We start from the raw sequence: 19940 nt of genomic DNA, 5'->3' as shown, positions 1-19940 counted from the left end.
ACAGCGTTACCGTTATTATTTATATGGCCGTTATTATTGGTGTTATTTTCTTTAACTAACATGATCTTAAAATTTAATTGGGGTTATACATTAATTGTTTCAGGGAAGGTACATCGTACTTTTCGCGCACCTCGTGCAGTTGTACAATTATGCCTTTGGTGTAAGCATTATGCTTAAAATTGTGGATTATCTCCAGTACATCCTGGTCAATATATCTCGAATTGGAGCCATCAATAATTACATCAGTGCCCTTTGGCAGGCTGGTAAGTGTAATTTGTATGGCGGCTTTATTTAAAAAAGAAACTTCCTCGGCAAGTTTAATCCTGATAGTTTTCTTATCGCCGTTTTTGTCGATATGATAAAAGTATGGGTTACGCATATTGGTGCGCAGGATGTAAAATACACCAACCAGCATACCAATACCTACGCCTATCAGCAGGTCGGTAAGCACAACAGCAACAATGGTAACTACGAAAGGGATAAACTGATCAAGCCCTTTGTGCCACATGTGTTTGAACAGGCTGATGCGTGCCAGTTTATAACCGGTTATCAGCAGGATTGCAGCCAGGCACGATAGCGGGATGTAATTAATAACCGTCGGAATTAACAGTAACGCCACCAGCAAAAGGCAACCATGAATAATGGTACTCATTTTTGTGCGGGCGCCTGCATTAACATTTGCCGATGAACGCACAATAACGGCCGTCATGGGCAATCCGCCTAACAATCCACTGATCAGGTTACCTGCACCCTGTGCTACCAGCTCGCGGTTAGTGGGCGAGATCCGTTTAATCGGGTCTATCTTATCGCAGGCTTCCAGGCTAAGCAGGGTTTCCAAACTTGCTACAACAGCAATGGTAAAGGCAGTTATCCAAATCTGCTTGTTACCTATAGCGCTAAAATTGGGGCTTTTAAATAAGCCCATAAACTCAGCGGTGCTATTTACAACAGGAATATGTACATACTGTTTTTCAAGCAGCGCTATACCACTATTGGCAAAAAGCAGGCTCAAACCTATTCCTGATAATACGACCATCAGCGGGGCAGGAATGGCAGCCACTTTTTTAATTTTAGGCCAGTAGAGCATTAGCCCGATGGATACCATGGTGATGATAACTGCACCGTAATTTATTTTTGCCAGCGCACCCAAAATTCCCGAAAAGGTATTGCTTTCATCTGCCTGGCTAAATCTTTCGTCGCCTTCATAGTCAGCATCATAGCCTACTGCATGCGGAAATTGTTTTAAAATAAGGATAATGCCAATAGCCGCCAGCATCCCCTCAATTACCGACGAGGGGAAATAATTGGCTATGGTACCGGCCTTTATCAGTCCAAAAATCATCTGCAATACACCGGCAATAACCAGGCTGAGCAAAAATGCTTCGTACGATCCAAGCGTTGTTATGGCAGTTAAAACTATCACTGTTAAACCTGCTGCGGGCCCTGCAACACTTAGCTGCGAGCCGCTTAACGTACCCACCACTATACCGCCGATGATACCGGTAAGTAAACCGGCAAATAACGGGGCACCGGAGGCTAAAGCGATACCTAAACAAAGTGGCAGCGCCACCAAAAAAACTACAATACTTGAAGGGATATCCTTTTTTAAATTTTTGGACAGAAAATATTTACGAAGGTTAAGACCGCCAATAGCGGGTCCACCATGCTCATTTTGCATAAAAGAAGAATTTGATTAAAATATAAATGAATTAAAAAAACTACCGCGTAGCCGCGGTTAAATCATTTATGCGTTTGGAGGGGGAGTGGGTACCACAGGGTGATACAACTGCGTGAATAACGAACTTTCTGAATTATGTAACACTTTTGTTTCTACAACAAAAGTTATGTATTCCACCGAATGCTGGTAATTTTCGTCGAAAAACTTTTTGTCTTTTACAGCGTCCTTTTCGGGATCATCTTTTTCAGTTTTCGACTCATGCTCCAGTTGCATGATCACAGCATTAACAACCTTGTTATCAAGACTCAGGAATATAGGTGCAACTGATATGGCCATCTTTATACAAAAGATGAACATAAAAAAAGCGCCTGTTAATACCCTGTATTTCCTGATCGTCATTGCTGCAAATATACAAAATCAACTATAAGCCGATTGTAAAATTATGTTAAAAAATCAACGTACTGTTTTACAACACAGCTTTTGAACGCCTTATCAGCGCATTTGTTTCACAAAATCACTTTAATAGTTTCCGGTATATCCCAGGTCAGTCAATCAAGCTTAAGCAATAATTCTCGTTATCAGCTGCAAACAAGCACGACTATTATGGTAAGGGCATTTCCACAGCCCTGCCTTATCTTCGCTCTGCATTATACGCCCGTTCTTGTTGATACCCCAAGACCATTCGCCGTTTTGTTTATCCAATATTTTCTCTTTTATAAATTCCCAGTTTTTTAGTGCAATATCCAGGTACTTGCTGTCGCCGCAAATCTGCCATGCGTTAAAAAAACCTACCATTGCCTCCGCCTGCACCCACCAGTGCTTTTCTTTTACCAAATGGCCTTCCTCATATTCATACCATAGTCCGCCGTCGGCATCAATGCCGGTAACAGTTGCGTCGGCCATAGCGATGGTTAATGCTTTAACCCGCTTAATACTATTTTTATCGCCGATGGCTTCGGCTGCTTCCAGCAAAAGCCAGCTTGCTTCAATATCATGCCCGTATGATACCAGGTCGCCCTTTGGGTTCCAGTCCCCGTCAAAAAAAAGTAACAAGTGATGGGTATGCGGATCAATAAAATGGTCAAAAAAATTATTTAACAGGCTGCTGATGTGTTCACCAAGCGCCTTATCCGGCCAAATGCTAAACAGGTTTGTATACCCTTCTAAAACATGCAGGTGCGTGTTCATCGTTTTCTTTTCATTAGCGTCTTTGGCGCTAAGGCGTAAGTCTTCAATCGGCTGCCAGTCTTTGGTAAAAGCTTCAAAGTAACCGGTTTTAACAGGATCATAGGCCCGTTCAGCCAGCACGTAAAAAAGATCTATTGCTGTTTGTTTAGCTGCTTCTATTTTGCTTGCACGATAATATTCACTTAACGCGTATATGGCAAACGACAGGGCATATACCTGTTTTTTGGTATCCAGCGGATTTCCCTTATTATCAACCGACCAGTAAACACCGCCCTGCTCATCATCCACAAATCGAGCTATAATATACCGATATGCCCGATCAGCCATTTCCAGGTATTCAGGCAAAGACTCATGGTTGTAAGCCGCAGAGAACGACCATAAGATCCGTGCATTTAATACCGAGCCTTTAGGCGCTTCTGCAATTACTTGATTGTCGTTATCTATTTTTCCATAAAAACCACCATCCGCAATGTCTGGAGCGTGTATTTCCCACCAGGTGAGGATATTTTTCAACTCAGCCGCCAGTTCTTTTTTATAGCCGAAAAGCTGTTCTTTTATCGTTTTCTCCATTAGTCCCTTTTTGTCATCCCGAATATGACGCGGGATTTTGTACCGTTGCCAGATCACTGTTATACCTCCCCGGGGTTAAGTTCGCCGTCCCTTAATACTAAATATTTTATGCGTTACGCAACGCATTATTAGCGGCAATTATCTTGTAGATTGTTTTTACCGATAATGCAGAACGCAAACCATCAGCAGGGGTGTTTATTACATAATCCAGCAGTTTATCAACTGTGCTGGTGGCAACGTGCATCCGTGTGTCTGACGATGCATAGTAGATAAACACCCTCCCGTCATCGTCCTTTATCCATCCATTACAAAATACAACGTTTGATACATCCCCTGTCCGCTCATCATCCTCAGGGGCCAGGAAATACCCCGCGGGTTTGTATATAACTTTGGTTAAGTCGCGCAGGTCTGTCATAAACATATATAACACATAGCGTAAACCTGCAGCGGTGTTGCGTACGCCGTGAGCCAGGTGCAGCCAGCCCTTTTCTGTTCTTAACGGTGCCGGCCCCTGCCCGTTCTTAGCTTCGTAAACCGTATGGTAATTTTTATTATCGACAATAGTTTCTTCGTCAACCCTGGCGTTCCCCATGCTGTTGCTTAAGCCAAAACCGATGCCACCTCCCTTTCCGGCACTTATAAAACCATCCTGTGGTCGGGTATATAAGGCATATTTGCCATGTACAAATTCAGGGTGCAGCACAACATTACGTTGCTGCGGCGAGTTGGTCACAAGGTCGGCCAGGCGTTCCCATTTCACCATGTCCCTGGTGCGGGCAATACCACAGGCGGCAACCGCCATACTTTGATCATGCGCGGGTGCTTCCAGGTCGCGCCGTTCTGTGCAGAATAAGCCATAGATCCAGCCATCTTCGTGTGCGGTTAATCGCATATCGTACACATTAACATCAGGTTCATCGGTTTCAGGCAGGTCAACAGGGTAATCCCAAAAAGTAAAATTGCTGATCCCGTCCTCACTTTCGGCCACCGCAAAAAACGATTTACGGTCCGCTCCCTCCACCCTTACTACCAGTAAGTATTTACCATTAAATTTAATGGCACCCGCATTAAATGCCGCATTAATACCAAAGCGCTCCATCAGGTACGGGTTGGTTATGTGGTTAAGGTCGTACCGCCAAAATAATGGCGCATGTGCCGCAGTTAAAACCGGGTTTTTATACCGGTTAAAAACGCCGTTCCCCAGGCCCAATATCTCATTAGGTTTATTAATCAGCTGCAGGTGTGCTATCTCCAGCAGGTTAAGGCGTTTTTCAAAATCTTTATTCATCTTCTTTAATAATATCCTGTTAATAGCTTTTCGCCTCTCAATACTCCTTCAATTTATCCCACCAGGTCTTTTTTAATATCACAACAATAACCGCCAGGACGCCAACCGTAACCAACAGCGGCATTTTTTGCCGCAGCACCAGGTACATAGGTAAAATAGTAAGGCAACATTGCGCCGCAGTTCCAATTACCACATTAAACATATTGATCTTAAAGTTTTTGTTTGATTGAAAAGAAGGGTCGTCCTCCAAAACCGCTTGTTTAACGGGCTCCCAGAAACCCCAGGGCCGAATGGTGGAATAAAACGATTTTAAAACCGCCATTTCTGTCGGCGGCACCGCATACGATCCAATGACAGAACCGGTCAGCGATAACCCAAACAGTACCGGGAACCAATATAAGAGCTCGCCATCCGGGATTAGTACCGAAAACACCATTGAAGTTACTATCCCGGTAAGCATTCCCCAGAAAAACCCATTGGCATTAAACCGCCACCAATGCCATTTCAGCACATTAGAGGCTACATAACCGCCGTATAGTGCTGATACGATCCACTGCAGCACACTATTTACGTCCTTTACAAAAAAACCAAGAAAAACGCCTACTGAAACAACGATTATCCCCACTAAATAATTCATAGTGATGATTTTTTTGGTAGAGGCCTGCGGGTTTACATATTTTATATAAATATCATTAACAATATATGCCTGTGCCGCATTCATCGTGCCGCTAAAGGTGCTCATAAAAGCGCCCAACAAACCCGCCAGCAGCAAGCCAACCAATCCGGCCGGTAAAAAATTATTTATAACCGCGGGCAATATCCGCTCAAAGTCAATGGCACCTGTTCCATCTTTTAAGTTCATTTGGTGATAAAATAAAAGGCCAAGAATAGTAAGGCTGATAATCAGCATATAACGAATGGGCAGCAATATAATATTTACAAAGCCGCTCATTTTGCTGGCCTCTTCGGGTGAACGGGTAGAAAGGATCTTTTGCATATCATAATTTGGCGCCGGACCGGCCAGTGCTGCAAAAAAGCCCTTGAAGGTCATCATCATAAAAAATAGCCCGAACAGCGAATAGCCGTCGCTCTTTATTTTGGTGTTCACTTCTGTGATAATGCCTGTCCAACTCAAGCCCAGGTGCTTCCCGAAAAACGGGCTATACCAGCCGTTGGGCACATGGAGCGGATTACCCTGCATGTGCATGGTGGCAATAATCCCGATCCAGATACAGGCTACGGTCATAATGCCGTATTTCACCATATCGCCAACCACAATGCTGTGCATACCGCCTAATATGGAATAAAACATGGCAAACAGCGTGAATATGATGCCATAAATATGCGGTACATACCGCGGCGAAACATCAAATGGTATATACCCTTTAACCAGGTCCCACGGTACAAAAATTTCGATAAACTTACCCAAACCGATAAAGCCGTAGGCTAAAAAGCCTAAACAGCTTAACAGTGCAAAAGCTATTACCACTAAGTTTGAACTGACTACTCCAGGCCCCGTTTTCCCAAACCGCGTAGCCAGCCATTCGGCCCCGGTAGCGGCATTTGAGCGACGTAGCCATCGCGAAAGGTACATCATCAAAAACACCTGGTTAAACACAGGCCACAGCCAGGGGATCCAAATGCTTTTCATACCATAAACAAAGCACAGGCTCACCATCCACATGGTACCGCTTATGTCGAACATATCCGACGCATCACTCAGCCCCAGTTTATACCACGGCAGCGATTTCCCCCCCAGCATATAGCTTTCCTTATTTTCCTTCGCTTTTTTGCGGTACCATAATCCTATAAATACGGTGCTTAATAGGTAAAGCACTATTATGACGATATCTATAAGATGAAGCTTCATTTTTTATTTGAAATTTTGACGACCGGCAATTTGAAAAACTGCACCATCTGCGTGTAAATAATTGGCTGTCCTAAATTAGTTTTATAAACAGCTTTTATATAATACTTTTTTAACCATAAGTTTGCTATATCTAATCCAATGGCATCCTTAAATCACCTTAGCGTCAAATAAAAATGCGATTGCCTGTGTAGGTTTCCCTAAATTCCTTCGGGATGCAAAGTTTCTTCCGTTTAAAAATCCTGTTGAAGTTTGAAATATTGTTAAACCCGCATTTGTAGGCTATTTCTGCCACCGTAGTGGTAGAGTCTATAAGCATCCTGGAAGCATGGCCAAGGCGAATCTCGTTTAAGCTATCAATAAAGGTTTTACCTGTACGTTTCTTTATAAAGCGACTGAATGAAGCCTCAGGCATATTAGCTATACGGGCAACCTCAGCAAGGGTAACCTGTTTATTGTAATTGGTATTCATGTGTTCAAACACTTTTTCAATCCGCCTGCTGTTGTAATTAAACTTTTCGTTAGTAAAACTCGGATCTGATAAAGTCTTCATATTCCTTGAGACAGAAAGGTCATGCAGGATAGATAACAACTCCAGCACCGAGTCGAACCCGCTTTTATTGGCAAGGGCCAACAACCGGTCTTTTAGCGCTACTATGGTTTCCGGCGGAAATACAATTCCTCTCTGCGAGCGCTCCAGCATGCTTTTTAAAAAGCTCAGCTGATTACGCTTTAGCAACTTATCATCAAATAAATCTTTATGAAACTGGATAGTGATCTCGGTAATGGATTCGCTTTGGCACTGGTTGGTAAACCAGGCATGGTAAAGATTTGGACCGATAAGCGCCAGTTCCAGATCTTCAATTACTTCAATATGGCCGCCTACCACCCGCTTTGCGCCTTTTGCATTTAAAATCAGGTTCAATTCATACTCGTCATGGTAATGAAGCGGAAAGTCGAACTTTTTCTTAACCCTCGAAAAAATAGTAAAGCAATCGCTGGGTGTCAGCGGGGTAATCTCGCGCATTACGTTGCTCGTCATCTCATAAAAATTTAGTGTACAAATAAGTCAAATTGGTGATACGAATTTAACAAATTAGTTGATATTATTAAATTATCTGTCTAAGAATTATAGCATCAACACTTGGAGTTTCTCCCAAAAAGCCCCAGTCCCGGGTTTTTCCTACCCCTGGTAAGCCTTTATAAAAACGCGCAAAAACGCTCAATAAGAAAATTTTACAATTAAAGGATGTAATTTTAATAGCCAAATCCATTTTTTGAAGCAATAAAACTTAGGTTTGCACCTGCAAAAGTTTTGGATATGCTTTACTGATAAAGCAGCACACTATACGTTATATTGAGCAGAACATTAAAAGCAGTTGCGATTAAATGAATGGTGGTATAATATTTCACATTTAGCAGTTGAAATTAACCCTCGTATTTTACTGAGTTTAGCACTTTTATTACAATTTAAAACGGCGATTTGTAAATATTAAGAAGGTTATATTCCCTGCTGATTTAAACAACAGGCGAGGCCCGCCAAACATCTGGCAAGGTTGTTTGTAGTTAAACAGGACAATTTGCATATATTTTTATCACAGTTAATGGATCCGGTAAACAGTACATCACCAGTTAAACGTAAAAAACGTTCGAAGTTTAGCCAAACGTTGCTGGATTTTTTCTCCAGCATATACAATATTCACCTTTTTATAATTCGTTTTTTCCGCGAGGCCTTCGTCCCCCCTTTTGAATTCAAGGAGATTATAAGGCAATGTTGGGAAGTTGGCGTACGGTCATTCACGCTGATTACCGTAACCGGATTTATAGTTGGTTTGATATTTACCAAGCAATCGCGCCCTTCGCTGCTTGAGTTTGGGGCCACATCATGGCTGCCTTCGCTGGTGTCAATAGCCATAATGCGGGCACTTGCGCCATTGGTTACTGCTTTAATAGCATCCGGAAAAGTGGGTTCCAGTATCGGGGCAGAACTGAGTTCCATGCGCGTAACAGAGCAAATCGACGCTATGGAAGTATCAGGCACTAAACCATTTAAGTTTTTGGTTTGCACCCGGGTTATTGCCACTACACTTACCATTCCCATATTGGCTACTTATACCGGTTTTATTGCCCTATTGGGCGGATATTTAAATGTAGCGCAAAACGAAGGTACCAGCTACAGCACTTTTATGCAGCAGGTGTTTCAGCCGTTACAGTTTCTTGATTTTACCGCATCGTTAATAAAATCAATTGTGTTTGGTTTTACCATAGGTATTGTGGGTTGTTACCAGGGTTATTATTCAAACTCCGGCACCGAAGGTGTGGGTAAAGCCGCAAACGGGGCAGTTGTAACAGCTATGTTCCTGGTGTTTATTGAAGAGATTATTATTGTGCAGATAACCAGTAACTTCCGCTAAGCTATGGAAAAGCCAAAAGCACAAATTGATTATAAAAACCCGGTTATCAGTATCCGTGGCGTGTCAAAAGCATTTGAAGACTATGCCGTGCTTAAAGGCATCGACCTTGATCTATACCAGGGCGAAAACCTGGTGGTGCTGGGCCGCTCAGGCACCGGCAAGTCGGTGTTAATCAAGTTGATCTCTGGTTTATTAAAACCCGATACCGGCACAATTCAAGTGTTGGGCCAGGAAATAACCACCATCAGCGAAAAGGAATTGCAGGAATTGCGAATCAGGATCGGCTTTTCTTTCCAGGCCAGTGCGTTGTATGATAGTATGACCGTTCGCAAAAACCTGGAGTTTCCGCTGGTTCGTAACCGCAAGGGCATTACCCGCGCTGAAATAGACAAAGCGGTTGAAGAAGTGCTTGATTCGGTGGGCCTTTCACAGGCCATTAACCAGATGCCTTCCGAGCTTTCTGGCGGTCAGCGAAAACGGATCGGCATCGCCCGCACGCTGATCCTCAATCCTGAGATCATGCTGTATGATGAACCGACGGCGGGTCTTGATCCCATTACCTGTACCGAGATCAACGAACTGATAAACCAGGTTCAGCAACAATACAATACATCATCAATAATCATAACGCATGACCTTACCTGTGCCAAAGAAACCGGCGACCGCATTGCTATGTTGCTGGAAGGGCAGTTTCAGCGGGTTGGAACATTTAACGAAGTTTTTGACACAGATGATAAAAGGGTAAAACCATTTTTTGACTACAACTTTATACAATAGATATTTAGAGCATATATTATGGCTACAATAGAAAATAGAAAAGCAATAACGGTGGGGGTATTTTTAACCCTCGGCCTTATCATATTTGTGCTTGGTGTTTTTACGCTGGGCGGCCAGCAAAAAAGTTTTGCAAAAACCATCCAGGTAAGTTCCGTTTTTGACGATGTTGCAGGGTTAAAAAAAGGCAATGATGTTTGGTTCTCCGGCGTAAAAGTTGGAAATATACTTAGCATCCGCTTTATCGGCACATCGCAGGTTGACGTGGTGATGAAGGTTGACCAAAGCGTACAACAATTTATTCACCGTAACGCCGGGGTGCGTATAAGTTCAGACGGACTTATCGGCAACAAAATTATTGTTATTGATGGCGGCAGCCCGCAGGCACCCGAAGTACAAAGCGGCGATGTATTGCAGGCCGAAAAATTAACATCCACCGACGACATGCTGAAAACATTGCAGCAAAACAACCAGAACCTGCTTTCTATAACTACTGATTTTAAACTTTTAAGCCATAAAATTTTACAGGGAAAAGGCACGGTTGGAACACTATTGGCCGACAGCCTGATGGGCGAGCAGTTACGCAGATCAATGGCTAACCTGCAGACTGCCACTACAAGTGCTGCAAAATTAGCCGGCCAGCTTGACCACTTTAGCGCTAAAATGAACACCAAAGGCGGCTTTGCCGATAAAGTGCTTACCGACACAGTTGCCTTTAGCCGGATAAAAGCGGCGGTTGCACAGTTGCAGCAGGCAGCGGCCAATGCGTCAACCTTAACCGATAACCTGAACAAAGCCAGCAATAAGCTGAACACTACAGACAATGCCCTGGGTGTGTTACTAAATGACCCTAAAGGCGCGGAACAGGTGCGCACTTCATTAAATAACCTGCAACAAAGCTCTGTGAAACTTAATGATGATCTGGAAGCCGTGCAACATAACTTTTTGCTGAAAGGATTTTTTAAAGACCGTGCTAAGGCAAAAGCGGATAGTTTGAAGAAAAAGAAGTAGCCCAGGTAACAGAGGTTAGAGATTAGTTAAAAGACAAAAACTAATCTCTGGTCTCTGGTTAACTAATCTGTAATCACTACTTCCCGAATATATCGCCGGCTTTACGCTGCTCAGGGGTAAGAGTTTGCCAGTTTACGTAACATGCGTTTAGGTAGGGCACCAATTCAAAGCGCTTATCGGTATATTCTTTTACGTCGGGCGTATATAACAGCAAAAAGTTATCCAGGTCCTCCCCTTTCAAAGGCACATAATTACCGATATTCATCGCGGTGAACACGCTGCTGATTTGTTCGCTTATTTCCCGCTCTTTCGCACTTTGAGCAGCTTTGCACTTTTTATGATCGTCCTTTGTCCAATAGTGCAGTCGAATGGCTATGCCCCCTTTGTAATAACCTTTAGCATCGCGCTGGTAAACAACCGTTTGCCCGTGAAAATCCGGATCGTAATGCTGTACTGCATTGGCGTTTGCCTTTGCGCGGCCGCTGGTGTCAGTAATGGTAACCTGGTTCAGCATAGTACTTTTAGGCTCCATAAATATTTCCCTGGCGTGCATATCGGTTATCAGCACGGTATCGGGCTGATATGAAAATGTATTAAAAACGATAAGGTCGCCTGTTTTGGCGGCTATGGCAAACTGGCCATCCTTTAGTGAAATTGTCTTTAACCCGTTACTTAGGTTTTGAATCCGGACAGATACCAGGGGAATCCTGGTTTTATGTTCCAGCACCCTTCCGCTAAAAACAGACTGGCCGCTCGCCGTTACGATCGCGAAAAAACAAAAGCAAATGACAAGTAAATTTCTAATCATGCGTAAATATAGTTTAAACGGCTTTTCCTTTTATGGCAATAACAATATTTAACATTTAGGGTTAGAGATTAATGAGTTGTTCATTAGCGTTTAGTGATGCAGTTGCAGAGTTTTTGGCGGCTTGTATAAAACAAAAAAGCCCTCCGGATTAAACTCCGGAGGGCGATGATTATTCAGTAAAAACTATTTATCATCTTCCGCTTTTATTGACGGCTTTCCACCGCTCACTTTCTCTTCATTGGCAACCTGGAGTTTTTTAAGCATTTCAGATCCAATTAAAGCATCAATCATTCCATTGCCACCACCATCTTTACCGCTCACCAGTATATCAGGTACTAATTTAATACCATGGCTCGCTAAAGCTTCGGCTACACGTACAATTGCGTATTGCTCAGTACCCATGGCCTCGGTTTTTTGTTTGGTCACTTCAGCTTCTGATAAACCTATCGCCTTAATTTTGGCGGCTTCGGCAATACCGTTTACTTCGGTAGCATTGGCATCAGCCTTGGCGTTAACCGTTTTGGCTTCAGCATCGGCTTTGGCTATGGTGATCCTTACCTCGGCATCGGCTTTGGCATTAATGGTTTTGGCTTCAGCCTCACCGCGTGAAGCGGCAACTTTTGAAGCGGCCATCTGGGTGTTGATTTCCACCTGGCGGGTTGATTTTACAACCTCGGGCTGCATATCTGCACCGGCTTTGGCGCTTTCAAATTCCTTACGCTCAATTTGCGCATGGCGCTGAATCTCGTAGGTTACTTTTTCCTGTTCAGCCAGCTTACGGTCAGTTAGTGTTTTCATTAGCGCTGGTGGAGGTACAATGTCACCTATCAGCGTATCAACGCCCACAACGTTATAGTCATTCAACACCTTACTGATGTGCATTTTTGCATCATCCTGCCTTTGGATCCTGTTGGCCAAAAACTCTATCACGTCGCTCTTTTGTGCCGAGTTACGGAAGTAGTTGGCAATAGTGGGCTCCAATACCTGCGATACCAGGTTCTTCATGTTACCGAAACGCGCAATAACTTTTGGCGCCTCGTTTCTTGGAATATGAATGATCTGCGACACATCAAGGTTAAACGTAAAACCATCAGACGAACGCACCGTGATAGTACATAGGTTCTTGTCCAGTTCATGCGCTTCGGTACGGCTATCGGCCCAGTTTAGCACGATGTTAGTGGTTGGTACTACTTCAACAGCATGGGTATAAATATTTACCGGGTGCTTACCTGGGTCAAGCGGTTGATCCCACACACCTTTTTCATTGCGTTTAACAATATTACCATGTTTAAATGCGTCGCCACTGGTATCTTTGCCCTCAGGACCCACGAAGGAGTTTACCACACCCACATAACCAATCGGGATGTAGATCATATCTACCTGTTCAACCACTACAAACCACGGGTTAAGGTAATAGGTACCTGCAAGTATCACGTCTTCCTGCAAACCTTTCATACCGCCCGCATTGATAAATGCCATAGGGTCCTGGAAGTTTTTATGGCCGGATACAGATACACCGGCAATCTCGCCCTTATCTAATGGTTCGCCATCCAGTGTGGTAACAATACCCACTTTATTTTCATGGATCTGGGTAATTGGCACCATCACTATCTCGAACAAAAAGGTATTGATACGATAGCTGCCGGGTGTTAAAAACGCGGCCTGCGGGCCTTTTTGTCCCTTATTATCCAAAAACGCCACAGCGTCCTGGAACTTATCGCAATCTACCGGGCGGCCCAACACGCGGCCCATATCCATTGGCGCACCGTCTTTGGCTTTAACCAGGCCTAGTTTGCCCTGTTCAATTATGGTAAAGTTCTCCATGGTAATGGTGTATTGCCATGGCCACATGCGCCAGTACAAGCCCGGTGCCAGCGCCCTGGCCTGCATACCGGCCTCGCCGTTTATGGCTATAATACGACCATCGGGCAGGCGCTTGCTGCCCGAAAGGGCATATTTTTTAACAACCAGGCCAATACGGTCATCGGGCACAATTACCATCCCGAAGAAAACACTCAAAACAAATTTGTACATAACAAGGATGACTACAACGGGCACTACCCACCATAGCGAAACAATTAATTGTTGGTTCATTTTTTTAGATTGAAAAATTTTTAGATGATTAAAAAAAACATGGCCCTGGAGGTGCGGGCTTTTACGAAAACTTAACGCATTAATTTTTTACACCTTAGCAGTTAAGCACTATTAAGATGACGCCATTTTCTGAATGTTACAGAAATTTCAATAATTTTTTAAAGCCGGATTTTTTCTTTTTGAAGTTTGACGTGAGAATTAAATCTTATAGGTAAACAATTCTTGTTTAAAACGGTTGAAACAATAGTCCCACTCTTATCACTAACATTTAAAACATACGTACCATGAAGAAGGCAGCAAACGAACCCAAATTGAAAGAAGGTGCAAAAATGAACACGCCTGTAAAAAGCCAGGAACTAAAAACTGATTCTCCGATCAGCGAAAAAGACGAGGTAAAACAGGCTGAAACCAATATGCGGGAAAGAAGAAAACATATTCTGTAATAATGTTATACAAACGCTTTGTGTTTAACATCATTCATTACTTACCCTCATCCATCAATTCCTGAAAACTATCAATGTATTGTCCGATATTTAAACCATCAACCAATGCATGGTGTACATGAACGGACATTGGCATTGATCGCTTCCCATCCTTTTCTGTCATTTTTCCAAACGAAATACTTGGGGCACTATCTTCGAACGAAAACATCCGCGCATGTGAAAGGGAGGTAAAATCTATCCATGGGAGGGACGAGAAACGGATCAGGTCCCAGCAAGTAGCTTTATCCAGCGTATTTGAGTTTTGAACCCGCTCCACTTCTTTGTTTGCCCGGGTTATAAATTCATTAAACTCCGGGCAGTAATCTATATAGCCAAATCCAAAGGTACCGTTGCTGCGTGCTATGGTTGAAGCTGCATGAATACGGTCATAAATAAAAACCTCATTATTCTCTATCCGCAACTTAAATGGCGTTATCATTTGCGCGGCAGCTAACGCCTTATGCAAAGTGTAAAGATAAAATGAACACTTATTTTGTTTGGCCAGCCGGTAAGCTAGAGTACAATCAACATTTACGCAAACCCCATAAAAAGGCTCATCAAATGTTTTAAAAAAGTTAAAGTGTTCCTTTCGCTCCCAGGTTTCTATATCAAGCCGCTGTTTCATGCGGCAAAATTAAAATAACTTTTCAGCATAGGTGTTACCCTAAGGCAAGTTCAACAACTGCTATAAAAAAACCGCAGGCCGCTCCTAAAGCAACCTGCGGTGATATAAATCCAAAAACAACCCGGCTTCCCGAATTAAAAAAGCTCCAGGGTAACAACAGATTTAGCCGGCAACACAACCACTAAATTATCACCATCTTTTTTAGCACCTTTAAAACTTTGTAAGCTTATTTTGTTTGGCTGATCAAAAGTGTTGATGTCAGTAATGTTTTTTGATGTAAGGATTTGCCCTGTTACGGTTTTCCATTTAATATCCTTAAGGCCGGTGCTGATACTGATATTTTTTGTAGGATCAAGGTTTACCAGTGAGATATGCACCTTACCTGCTGCATCCTGCGATGCTGAAACATTTACCGCCGGAATCTTTCTATCACCCGATACATAGTCAGGGGCAGTTAATTGCATCGGTAAGTATTTTGCATCCTGGTGCACTTTGTACATATCAAATATGTGGTAAGTTGGCGTGAGCAGCATTTTTTCCTTGTCGGTAAGGATTAATGATTGCAGCACGTTTATAGTTTGCGCCAAAGCAGCTCCCCTAACGCGGTCGCAATGGTTATTGAAAATATTAAGGTTAGTTGCGGCAATTAATGCATCGCGCATGCTGTTTTGCTGGTATAAAAAGCCCGGGTTGGTGCCTGGTTCCACATCTGTCCATACGCCCCATTCGTCAACCACTAAAGCAACATGTTTCTTTGGGTCATACTTGTCCATAATGGCAGCATGTTTAGTTACCAGCTCTTCCATTTTTAAACATTTCACCATGGTTTCAAAATACTCGGCCTCGGTAAACTTAGTGGCCGAACCTTTATGCCCCCAGTCGCCGGTAGGTACAGTATAATAGTGTAATGAGATTCCCCACATATCCCATTCAGGGATGTTCTTCATGATCACTTCTGTCCAGTTATAATCGTCAGAGTTCGGTCCGCTGGCTATCTTTTTTAGCGGTGCGCCCGGATAATTCTTTGCAAATGAAGCATAACGTTTAAACTCATCCGAATAAAATTCAGGCGTCATATTACCGCCGCAGCCCCAGCTCTCGTTGCCGATACCCCAAAAAGTAACTTTGTAAGGATCAGGATGCCCGTTTTGCTTGCGCAATTCGGCTATGGTGCTGGTACTGTTTGAGTTTACATATTCTATCCATTTTGACATTTCCTCAACCGTACCGCTGCCAACGTTTGCAGCAAAATAAGGCTCAGTGCCCAACAGGGTGCAAAGTTCAAGAAACTCATGGGTACCGAAGCTGTTATCCTCTGTTGTACCACCCCAGTTGGTATTTACCATTTTTGGTCTTTGCTCACGCGGACCAATACCGTCGCGCCAATGGTATTCATCGGCAAAACAACCGCCGGGCCAGCGCAGGCTGGGGATCTTTATTTTTTTTAGCGCATTTACAACATCCAAACGAATCCTGTCCTGCTTTTCTACCGGCAGCGATTTATCAACCCAAAATCCGCCATAAATACCATGGCCCAAATGTTCGGCAAACTGGCCGTAAATGTATTTGCTGATAGTGAGCTTTGAATCGTTGCTGATGGCAAGGCTCGCTGTTTCCTGCTGACTAAACGCTGCAAGCGTAAAGCAGGTAAAAAGTAGAGTAAGAAATTTCTTCACGATGAATTGGTTTATAATTGTAAAAATAACACTTAAAACAAATAAATGAAATTTTATTTAAATTAGATGAAATATGATGAAAATAAAATTTGTCGCCATTGCATTATTTACCTGCTTGTTAATAGGCTGCAAGCCTTCGTTAAATTCCGGTTGGCTGTATGGTAAATGGAATTACACCAACATTGAACACCCAAAAGGCGATTCGCCGGATATACCTGCAAATGAGCTTAAAAAACAAGGTGCATCCATTGAATTTTTAAAAGACAACACCTATGTAATTATGTGGGGAGGAAAGCCATTGTCGCACGGAAAGTTCATTGCCGGGGGCGACAAAATAATGATCAATGAAGAATTGCCGGACGGGACAACACGAAGCTTTCCGTTTTATATAACTAAAGCAAGTGAAAAAGAACTCGTATTTGAAACAAAATCGGGGAGCAATGCGGTGGTGACAGCAATAAAAGAGTAGTTGGCAATGAAAAAGTTGGCAGTGCTTCCATCTTATTGTGTTCTACCACCAACAGAAAATTTTTTTAATAAATAGTGATAGTTGGTTAAAAAAATGCACTTACCATTAAACAATAAAACTATGCCGGAGATGGACGTTTTAATCAGCACAGCGAAACAAAGGGAACAGCTTTTTATTGCACTATATAAAAGCGCGTTTCCGTCGGTTGCCAGGTATATCAGCAAAATGGGCGGCTCATTTGATGAAGCGAAGGACGTTTTCCAGGATGCTTTGGTTATTTATTACGAAAAGGAATTGGCTGCTGCACTGGCGATTAACACTAATGATAGCGCTTACCTGCTGGGCATAAGCAAATATTTATGGCTTCGGAAATTCAGGGAAAATAACGTTCATGTTCCGCTTGATGGGATTGAGGTTACCCTTGATATAAAAGCAGAAGCGCTGTCTGAATCAAAGTTGATGCACTTTTTAGAAACCACCGGTAAAAAATGCATGCAGCTGCTCCGCTCCTTTTATTACGATCAGCTGCCCCTTGCCGATGCAGCTAAATTGTTCGGGTTTTCAGGGGTGCGTTCAGCAACGGTTCAAAAGTATAAGTGCCTGGAAAAAGTAAGAGAAACCATTAAAGAAAGATCATTGACCTATGAGGACTTCCTTAACTGAAACCGAACAGATAGAGGCACACCTGCTAAAGCTTTCAGCACCGGGTGATTCATTGCTATATGAGGCAACGCTGATTTTAGATGATGAGCTGCGTGATAAGCTGCAATGGCAACAATCTGCCTATGATATGATTAAGCTATACGGCCGCAAACAGCTTAAACAGGAGATCGAAGCAGCGCACCAAAGCCTGTTCAGCGAGGTACGCCATAAAGGTTTCAGGGAAACAATAAGACAGATCTTTAAAAAAAGATAACCCAATAATTTATGAATATCGATAAAAATGAATTCCGCAAATTTGCGGCGGGGCATTGCTATGTCAAAACTCAGCCACTCGACAATTACATTTCTGCCGTTGAAAAAAGCGGCACGGTAATGTCGCTCACCCCTTACATTACAGAAGAGCGCGAACTGCGCGTTGCGCAAATGGATGTTTTTTCGCGCCTGATGATGGACAGGATCGTCTTCCTGGGCAGCGCCGTTGACGACAACGTTGCGAATATCATCCAGGCGCAGTTACTCTTTCTGCAATCCACCGATCCTAAAAAAGATATCCAGATGTATATCAATTCCCCCGGCGGATCAGTTTATGCAGGTTACGGAGTTTATGATACCATGCAGCTCATTAGTCCGGATGTAGCCACTATTTGTACCGGGCTGGCAGCCTCAATGGCATCGGTACTTTTATGTGCGGGTGCCGCGGGTAAGCGGGCGGCCTTAACCCATTCAAGGGTAATGCTCCACCAGCCACTGGGCGGGGTGCAGGGCCAGGCATCGGATATTGAAATAACCGCCCGCGAAGTATTAAAAGTTAAAAAGGAACTCTATACCATCCTGGCCAAACACAGCGGCCAGGATTACGAAAAGATCCATCAAGTATCAGACCGCGATTTTTGGATGGACGGTGGTGAAGCCAAAGAGTTTGGAATTATTGATGAGGTGTTGGGGGGGGTAATTAGTCAATAGTCCATGGACCATAGGTTAATTACATACACCCCAGCTTACATCTATGGACCATAGACTAAAAAACTCAATGTGCACCCACTCCAACCTGATCCGTAGCTTCAACCGGTTGAACTATATTTCTTCTGCCTATTATTAATATCAATAAGGCCAGCAATGCCGCAGTTGCCATTAAACCCGCCATCGGGATGGTGCTGCGGCTTTTAAACATACTAACCACTATTGATACCAGGGTACCAAATGCCATTTGTAAAGCGCCCATTAATGCTGCGGCCGTACCTGCATTTTTAGAGAATGGTGCAAGCGAAAGCGCCGAGGTATTGGGGTAAGTGATACCTACACAGCATAGTATCAAAAATATCATTAGAATGGTTCCGTAAATACCAAATACATTGAGGGCCGAGCCGGCAATAAATACTAAAGTTAACAATACCATTGCGGGCAGGGTTACGTTCACAATCTGCTCGCTTTTATAGCTGCGGGTAAGCATTCCGTTTACTTGGCTGGAGCCGATAAATCCCACGGAAAGCAGCGCAAAGATCCAACCATAAACCTTGCTGCTAACCCCGTAAACATCCATAAAAACAAATGGGGATGCAGCGAGGTAGGCGAACAATCCTGAGAAGCCTATTGCCCCGCAAATTGCATAAGTATAAAATTGCGGGTGTTTTATCACTGTCCAAAAGCTATTGATAATGGGCCTTGGCTTTAACGAATGTGAGGGATCGGGCTGGTGGCTTTCGGGCAGGAGAAATATCACCGCCATCAATACGATTACTGCAATGCCCGCCAGTATTACAAATATATATTGCCACTCAAAAGCCGCGGTTACATAACCGCCAACGGTTGGCGCTATCATGGGTGATACCCCCAATATCAATATCAGCAATGCAAATACCTTTGCGTTGTCTTTTACCGGGAAAATATCGCGTACCATGGCCATTGAAGCTACACCCGCCGCACAGCTCCCTACCGCCTGTATAAACCGTAACACAATTAGCTGCTCTATGGTGTTTACAAAAAAACAGCCTACCGATGCCGCTATGTAAAGAATTAATCCAACATACAACGGATTTTTTCGCCCAAACCTATCCAGCAAAGGCCCGTAAAGCAATTGCCCTGCAGAAATTCCTATAAAGAAACCGGACAGTGAAAGTGATACCCGCGCGGTGGTGGTATGCAGCGACTTTGCAATAGCCGGAAATCCCGGCAGGTACATGTCAATTGAAAAAGGGCCTATCGCCGTAAGTGCACCTAAAATAAGCACCAATAAAATATATCTTTTTCGCGTCATAGCAAATTGAGTTCATGGTCGCCCATGATATTTCGGGGAATGTTTTTATAACCGGTATTTTTAGCGGGAATTGAGACCC

19 protein-coding genes are annotated in these 19940 nt (G+C 43.4%); 8 read left to right on the top strand and 11 right to left on the bottom strand.

The window, feature by feature from the left end; translation table 11 throughout:
- Positions 1–73: 73 nt before the first annotated feature.
- The 6 genes from MuYL_RS07140 to MuYL_RS07115 form a co-directional block, all read right to left on the bottom strand.
- The gene (locus MuYL_RS07140) at positions 74–1678 is read right to left on the bottom strand and encodes a SulP family inorganic anion transporter (RefSeq protein ID WP_094569874.1); all 1605 of its coding nucleotides are present in this window, start codon (positions 1676–1678) and stop codon (positions 74–76) included.
- 66 nt (positions 1679–1744) lie between these two features.
- Entirely contained in the window at positions 1745–2077 is a 333-nt protein-coding gene (locus MuYL_RS07135) for a hypothetical protein (protein WP_094569873.1), read from the bottom strand.
- Positions 2078–2236: 159 nt separating this feature from the next.
- Positions 2237–3436 carry an AGE family epimerase/isomerase gene (locus MuYL_RS07130; protein ID WP_094569872.1) on the bottom strand — a complete coding sequence of 400 codons (1200 nt, stop codon included), beginning with the start codon at positions 3434–3436 and terminating at the stop codon, positions 2237–2239.
- Positions 3437–3542: 106 nt separating this feature from the next.
- On the bottom strand, positions 3543–4724 hold the full coding sequence (locus MuYL_RS07125; protein WP_094569871.1) for a glycoside hydrolase family 130 protein: 1182 nt from the start codon (positions 4722–4724) through the stop codon (positions 3543–3545).
- Between the two features lie 37 nt (positions 4725–4761).
- Positions 4762–6594: a sodium:solute symporter family protein gene (locus MuYL_RS07120; RefSeq protein ID WP_094569870.1), complete on the bottom strand. Its 1833-nt coding sequence runs from the start codon at positions 6592–6594 to the stop codon at positions 4762–4764.
- A 163-nt stretch (positions 6595–6757) separates the two neighbouring features.
- Entirely contained in the window at positions 6758–7633 is an 876-nt protein-coding gene (locus MuYL_RS07115) for an AraC family transcriptional regulator (protein WP_094569869.1), read from the bottom strand.
- A 562-nt stretch (positions 7634–8195) separates the two neighbouring features.
- On the opposite strand from MuYL_RS07115, the gene MuYL_RS07110 reads away from it, so the two are divergent.
- From MuYL_RS07110 to MuYL_RS07100, 3 genes are read left to right on the top strand one after another with little or no spacing between them, the layout of a single operon-like run.
- Positions 8196–9005, top strand: coding sequence for an MlaE family ABC transporter permease (locus tag MuYL_RS07110; protein WP_094569868.1), 810 nt, complete (start codon positions 8196–8198; stop codon positions 9003–9005).
- 3 nt (positions 9006–9008) lie between these two features.
- Complete coding sequence (locus tag MuYL_RS07105) at positions 9009–9782, top strand: ABC transporter ATP-binding protein (RefSeq protein ID WP_094569867.1); 774 nt, start codon at positions 9009–9011, stop codon at positions 9780–9782.
- 18 nt (positions 9783–9800) lie between these two features.
- A complete protein-coding gene (locus MuYL_RS07100) occupies positions 9801–10790 on the top strand; it encodes an MlaD family protein (RefSeq protein ID WP_094569866.1) in 990 nt (329 codons plus the stop codon).
- A 76-nt stretch (positions 10791–10866) separates the two neighbouring features.
- On the opposite strand, the gene MuYL_RS07095 is transcribed toward MuYL_RS07100, so the two are convergent.
- Entirely contained in the window at positions 10867–11598 is a 732-nt protein-coding gene (locus MuYL_RS07095; protein ID WP_094569865.1) for a peptidase associated/transthyretin-like domain-containing protein, read from the bottom strand.
- Positions 11599–11781: 183 nt separating this feature from the next.
- Positions 11782–13692: an SPFH domain-containing protein gene (locus tag MuYL_RS07090; protein ID WP_094569864.1), complete on the bottom strand. Its 1911-nt coding sequence runs from the start codon at positions 13690–13692 to the stop codon at positions 11782–11784.
- A gap of 284 nt (positions 13693–13976) precedes the next feature.
- On the opposite strand from MuYL_RS07090, the gene MuYL_RS23120 reads away from it, so the two are divergent.
- Complete coding sequence (locus tag MuYL_RS23120) at positions 13977–14135, top strand: hypothetical protein (protein WP_157740673.1); 159 nt, start codon at positions 13977–13979, stop codon at positions 14133–14135.
- A gap of 37 nt (positions 14136–14172) precedes the next feature.
- Here MuYL_RS23120 and MuYL_RS07085 read toward each other — a convergent pair whose 3' ends face one another.
- A complete protein-coding gene (locus tag MuYL_RS07085) occupies positions 14173–14799 on the bottom strand; it encodes a chloramphenicol acetyltransferase (RefSeq protein WP_094569863.1) in 627 nt (208 codons plus the stop codon).
- Between the two features lie 134 nt (positions 14800–14933).
- Positions 14934–16475 (bottom strand): alpha-N-arabinofuranosidase, encoded by a 1542-nt coding sequence (locus MuYL_RS07080; protein WP_211710247.1) that lies wholly within the window; start codon positions 16473–16475, stop codon positions 14934–14936.
- Between the two features lie 73 nt (positions 16476–16548).
- Between MuYL_RS07080 and MuYL_RS07075 the strand changes: the two genes are divergently transcribed.
- The 4 genes from MuYL_RS07075 to MuYL_RS07060 all read left to right on the top strand — a co-directional run bounded on the left by MuYL_RS07075 (position 16549) and on the right by MuYL_RS07060 (position 18570).
- Positions 16549–16944, top strand: a complete 396-nt coding sequence (locus MuYL_RS07075) for a hypothetical protein (RefSeq protein WP_157740671.1) — start codon at positions 16549–16551, stop codon at positions 16942–16944.
- A gap of 93 nt (positions 16945–17037) precedes the next feature.
- Entirely contained in the window at positions 17038–17607 is a 570-nt protein-coding gene (locus MuYL_RS07070; RefSeq protein WP_245845802.1) for an RNA polymerase sigma factor, read from the top strand.
- A complete protein-coding gene (locus MuYL_RS07065; protein ID WP_094569860.1) occupies positions 17588–17860 on the top strand; it encodes a hypothetical protein in 273 nt (90 codons plus the stop codon). The genes MuYL_RS07070 and MuYL_RS07065 overlap by 20 nt, the downstream gene beginning before the upstream one ends.
- A gap of 11 nt (positions 17861–17871) precedes the next feature.
- Positions 17872–18570, top strand: coding sequence for an ATP-dependent Clp protease proteolytic subunit (locus MuYL_RS07060; RefSeq protein ID WP_094569859.1), 699 nt, complete (start codon positions 17872–17874; stop codon positions 18568–18570).
- 64 nt (positions 18571–18634) lie between these two features.
- On the opposite strand, the gene MuYL_RS07055 is transcribed toward MuYL_RS07060, so the two are convergent.
- Complete coding sequence (locus tag MuYL_RS07055) at positions 18635–19861, bottom strand: multidrug effflux MFS transporter (protein ID WP_094569858.1); 1227 nt, start codon at positions 19859–19861, stop codon at positions 18635–18637.
- Positions 19862–19940: the final 79 nt, after the last annotated feature.

The sequence above is a fragment of the Mucilaginibacter xinganensis genome (genome assembly GCF_002257585.1).
Lineage (GTDB): Bacteria > Bacteroidota > Bacteroidia > Sphingobacteriales > Sphingobacteriaceae > Mucilaginibacter > Mucilaginibacter xinganensis.
The sequence above is the reverse complement of the archived record's forward strand: the minus strand, read 5'-3'. Positions and strand labels throughout refer to the sequence as shown.

Excerpts from the sequence above, each read along its gene's own strand:
- MuYL_RS07130 (WP_094569872.1), bottom strand. The coding sequence starts at position 3,436 with ATGGAGAAAACGATAAAAGAACAGCTTTTCGGCTATAAAAAAGAACTG.
- MuYL_RS07095 (WP_094569865.1), bottom strand. The coding sequence starts at position 11,598 with ATGATTAGAAATTTACTTGTCATTTGCTTTTGTTTTTTCGCGATCGTA.
- MuYL_RS23120 (WP_157740673.1), top strand. The coding sequence starts at position 13,977 with ATGAAGAAGGCAGCAAACGAACCCAAATTGAAAGAAGGTGCAAAAATG.
- MuYL_RS07070 (WP_245845802.1), top strand. The coding sequence starts at position 17,038 with ATGCACTTACCATTAAACAATAAAACTATGCCGGAGATGGACGTTTTA.
- MuYL_RS07115 (WP_094569869.1), bottom strand. The coding sequence starts at position 7,633 with ATGACGAGCAACGTAATGCGCGAGATTACCCCGCTGACACCCAGCGAT.
- MuYL_RS07090 (WP_094569864.1), bottom strand. The coding sequence starts at position 13,692 with ATGAACCAACAATTAATTGTTTCGCTATGGTGGGTAGTGCCCGTTGTA.
- MuYL_RS07065 (WP_094569860.1), top strand. The coding sequence starts at position 17,588 with ATGAGGACTTCCTTAACTGAAACCGAACAGATAGAGGCACACCTGCTA.
- MuYL_RS07085 (WP_094569863.1), bottom strand. The coding sequence starts at position 14,799 with ATGAAACAGCGGCTTGATATAGAAACCTGGGAGCGAAAGGAACACTTT.
- MuYL_RS07105 (WP_094569867.1), top strand. The coding sequence starts at position 9,009 with ATGGAAAAGCCAAAAGCACAAATTGATTATAAAAACCCGGTTATCAGT.
- MuYL_RS07135 (WP_094569873.1), bottom strand. The coding sequence starts at position 2,077 with ATGACGATCAGGAAATACAGGGTATTAACAGGCGCTTTTTTTATGTTC.
- MuYL_RS07075 (WP_157740671.1), top strand. The coding sequence starts at position 16,549 with ATGATGAAAATAAAATTTGTCGCCATTGCATTATTTACCTGCTTGTTA.
- MuYL_RS07100 (WP_094569866.1), top strand. The coding sequence starts at position 9,801 with ATGGCTACAATAGAAAATAGAAAAGCAATAACGGTGGGGGTATTTTTA.
- MuYL_RS07060 (WP_094569859.1), top strand. The coding sequence starts at position 17,872 with ATGAATATCGATAAAAATGAATTCCGCAAATTTGCGGCGGGGCATTGC.
- MuYL_RS07125 (WP_094569871.1), bottom strand. The coding sequence starts at position 4,724 with ATGAATAAAGATTTTGAAAAACGCCTTAACCTGCTGGAGATAGCACAC.
- MuYL_RS07110 (WP_094569868.1), top strand. The coding sequence starts at position 8,196 with ATGGATCCGGTAAACAGTACATCACCAGTTAAACGTAAAAAACGTTCG.
- MuYL_RS07140 (WP_094569874.1), bottom strand. The coding sequence starts at position 1,678 with ATGCAAAATGAGCATGGTGGACCCGCTATTGGCGGTCTTAACCTTCGT.
- MuYL_RS07055 (WP_094569858.1), bottom strand. The coding sequence starts at position 19,861 with ATGACGCGAAAAAGATATATTTTATTGGTGCTTATTTTAGGTGCACTT.
- MuYL_RS07120 (WP_094569870.1), bottom strand. The coding sequence starts at position 6,594 with ATGAAGCTTCATCTTATAGATATCGTCATAATAGTGCTTTACCTATTA.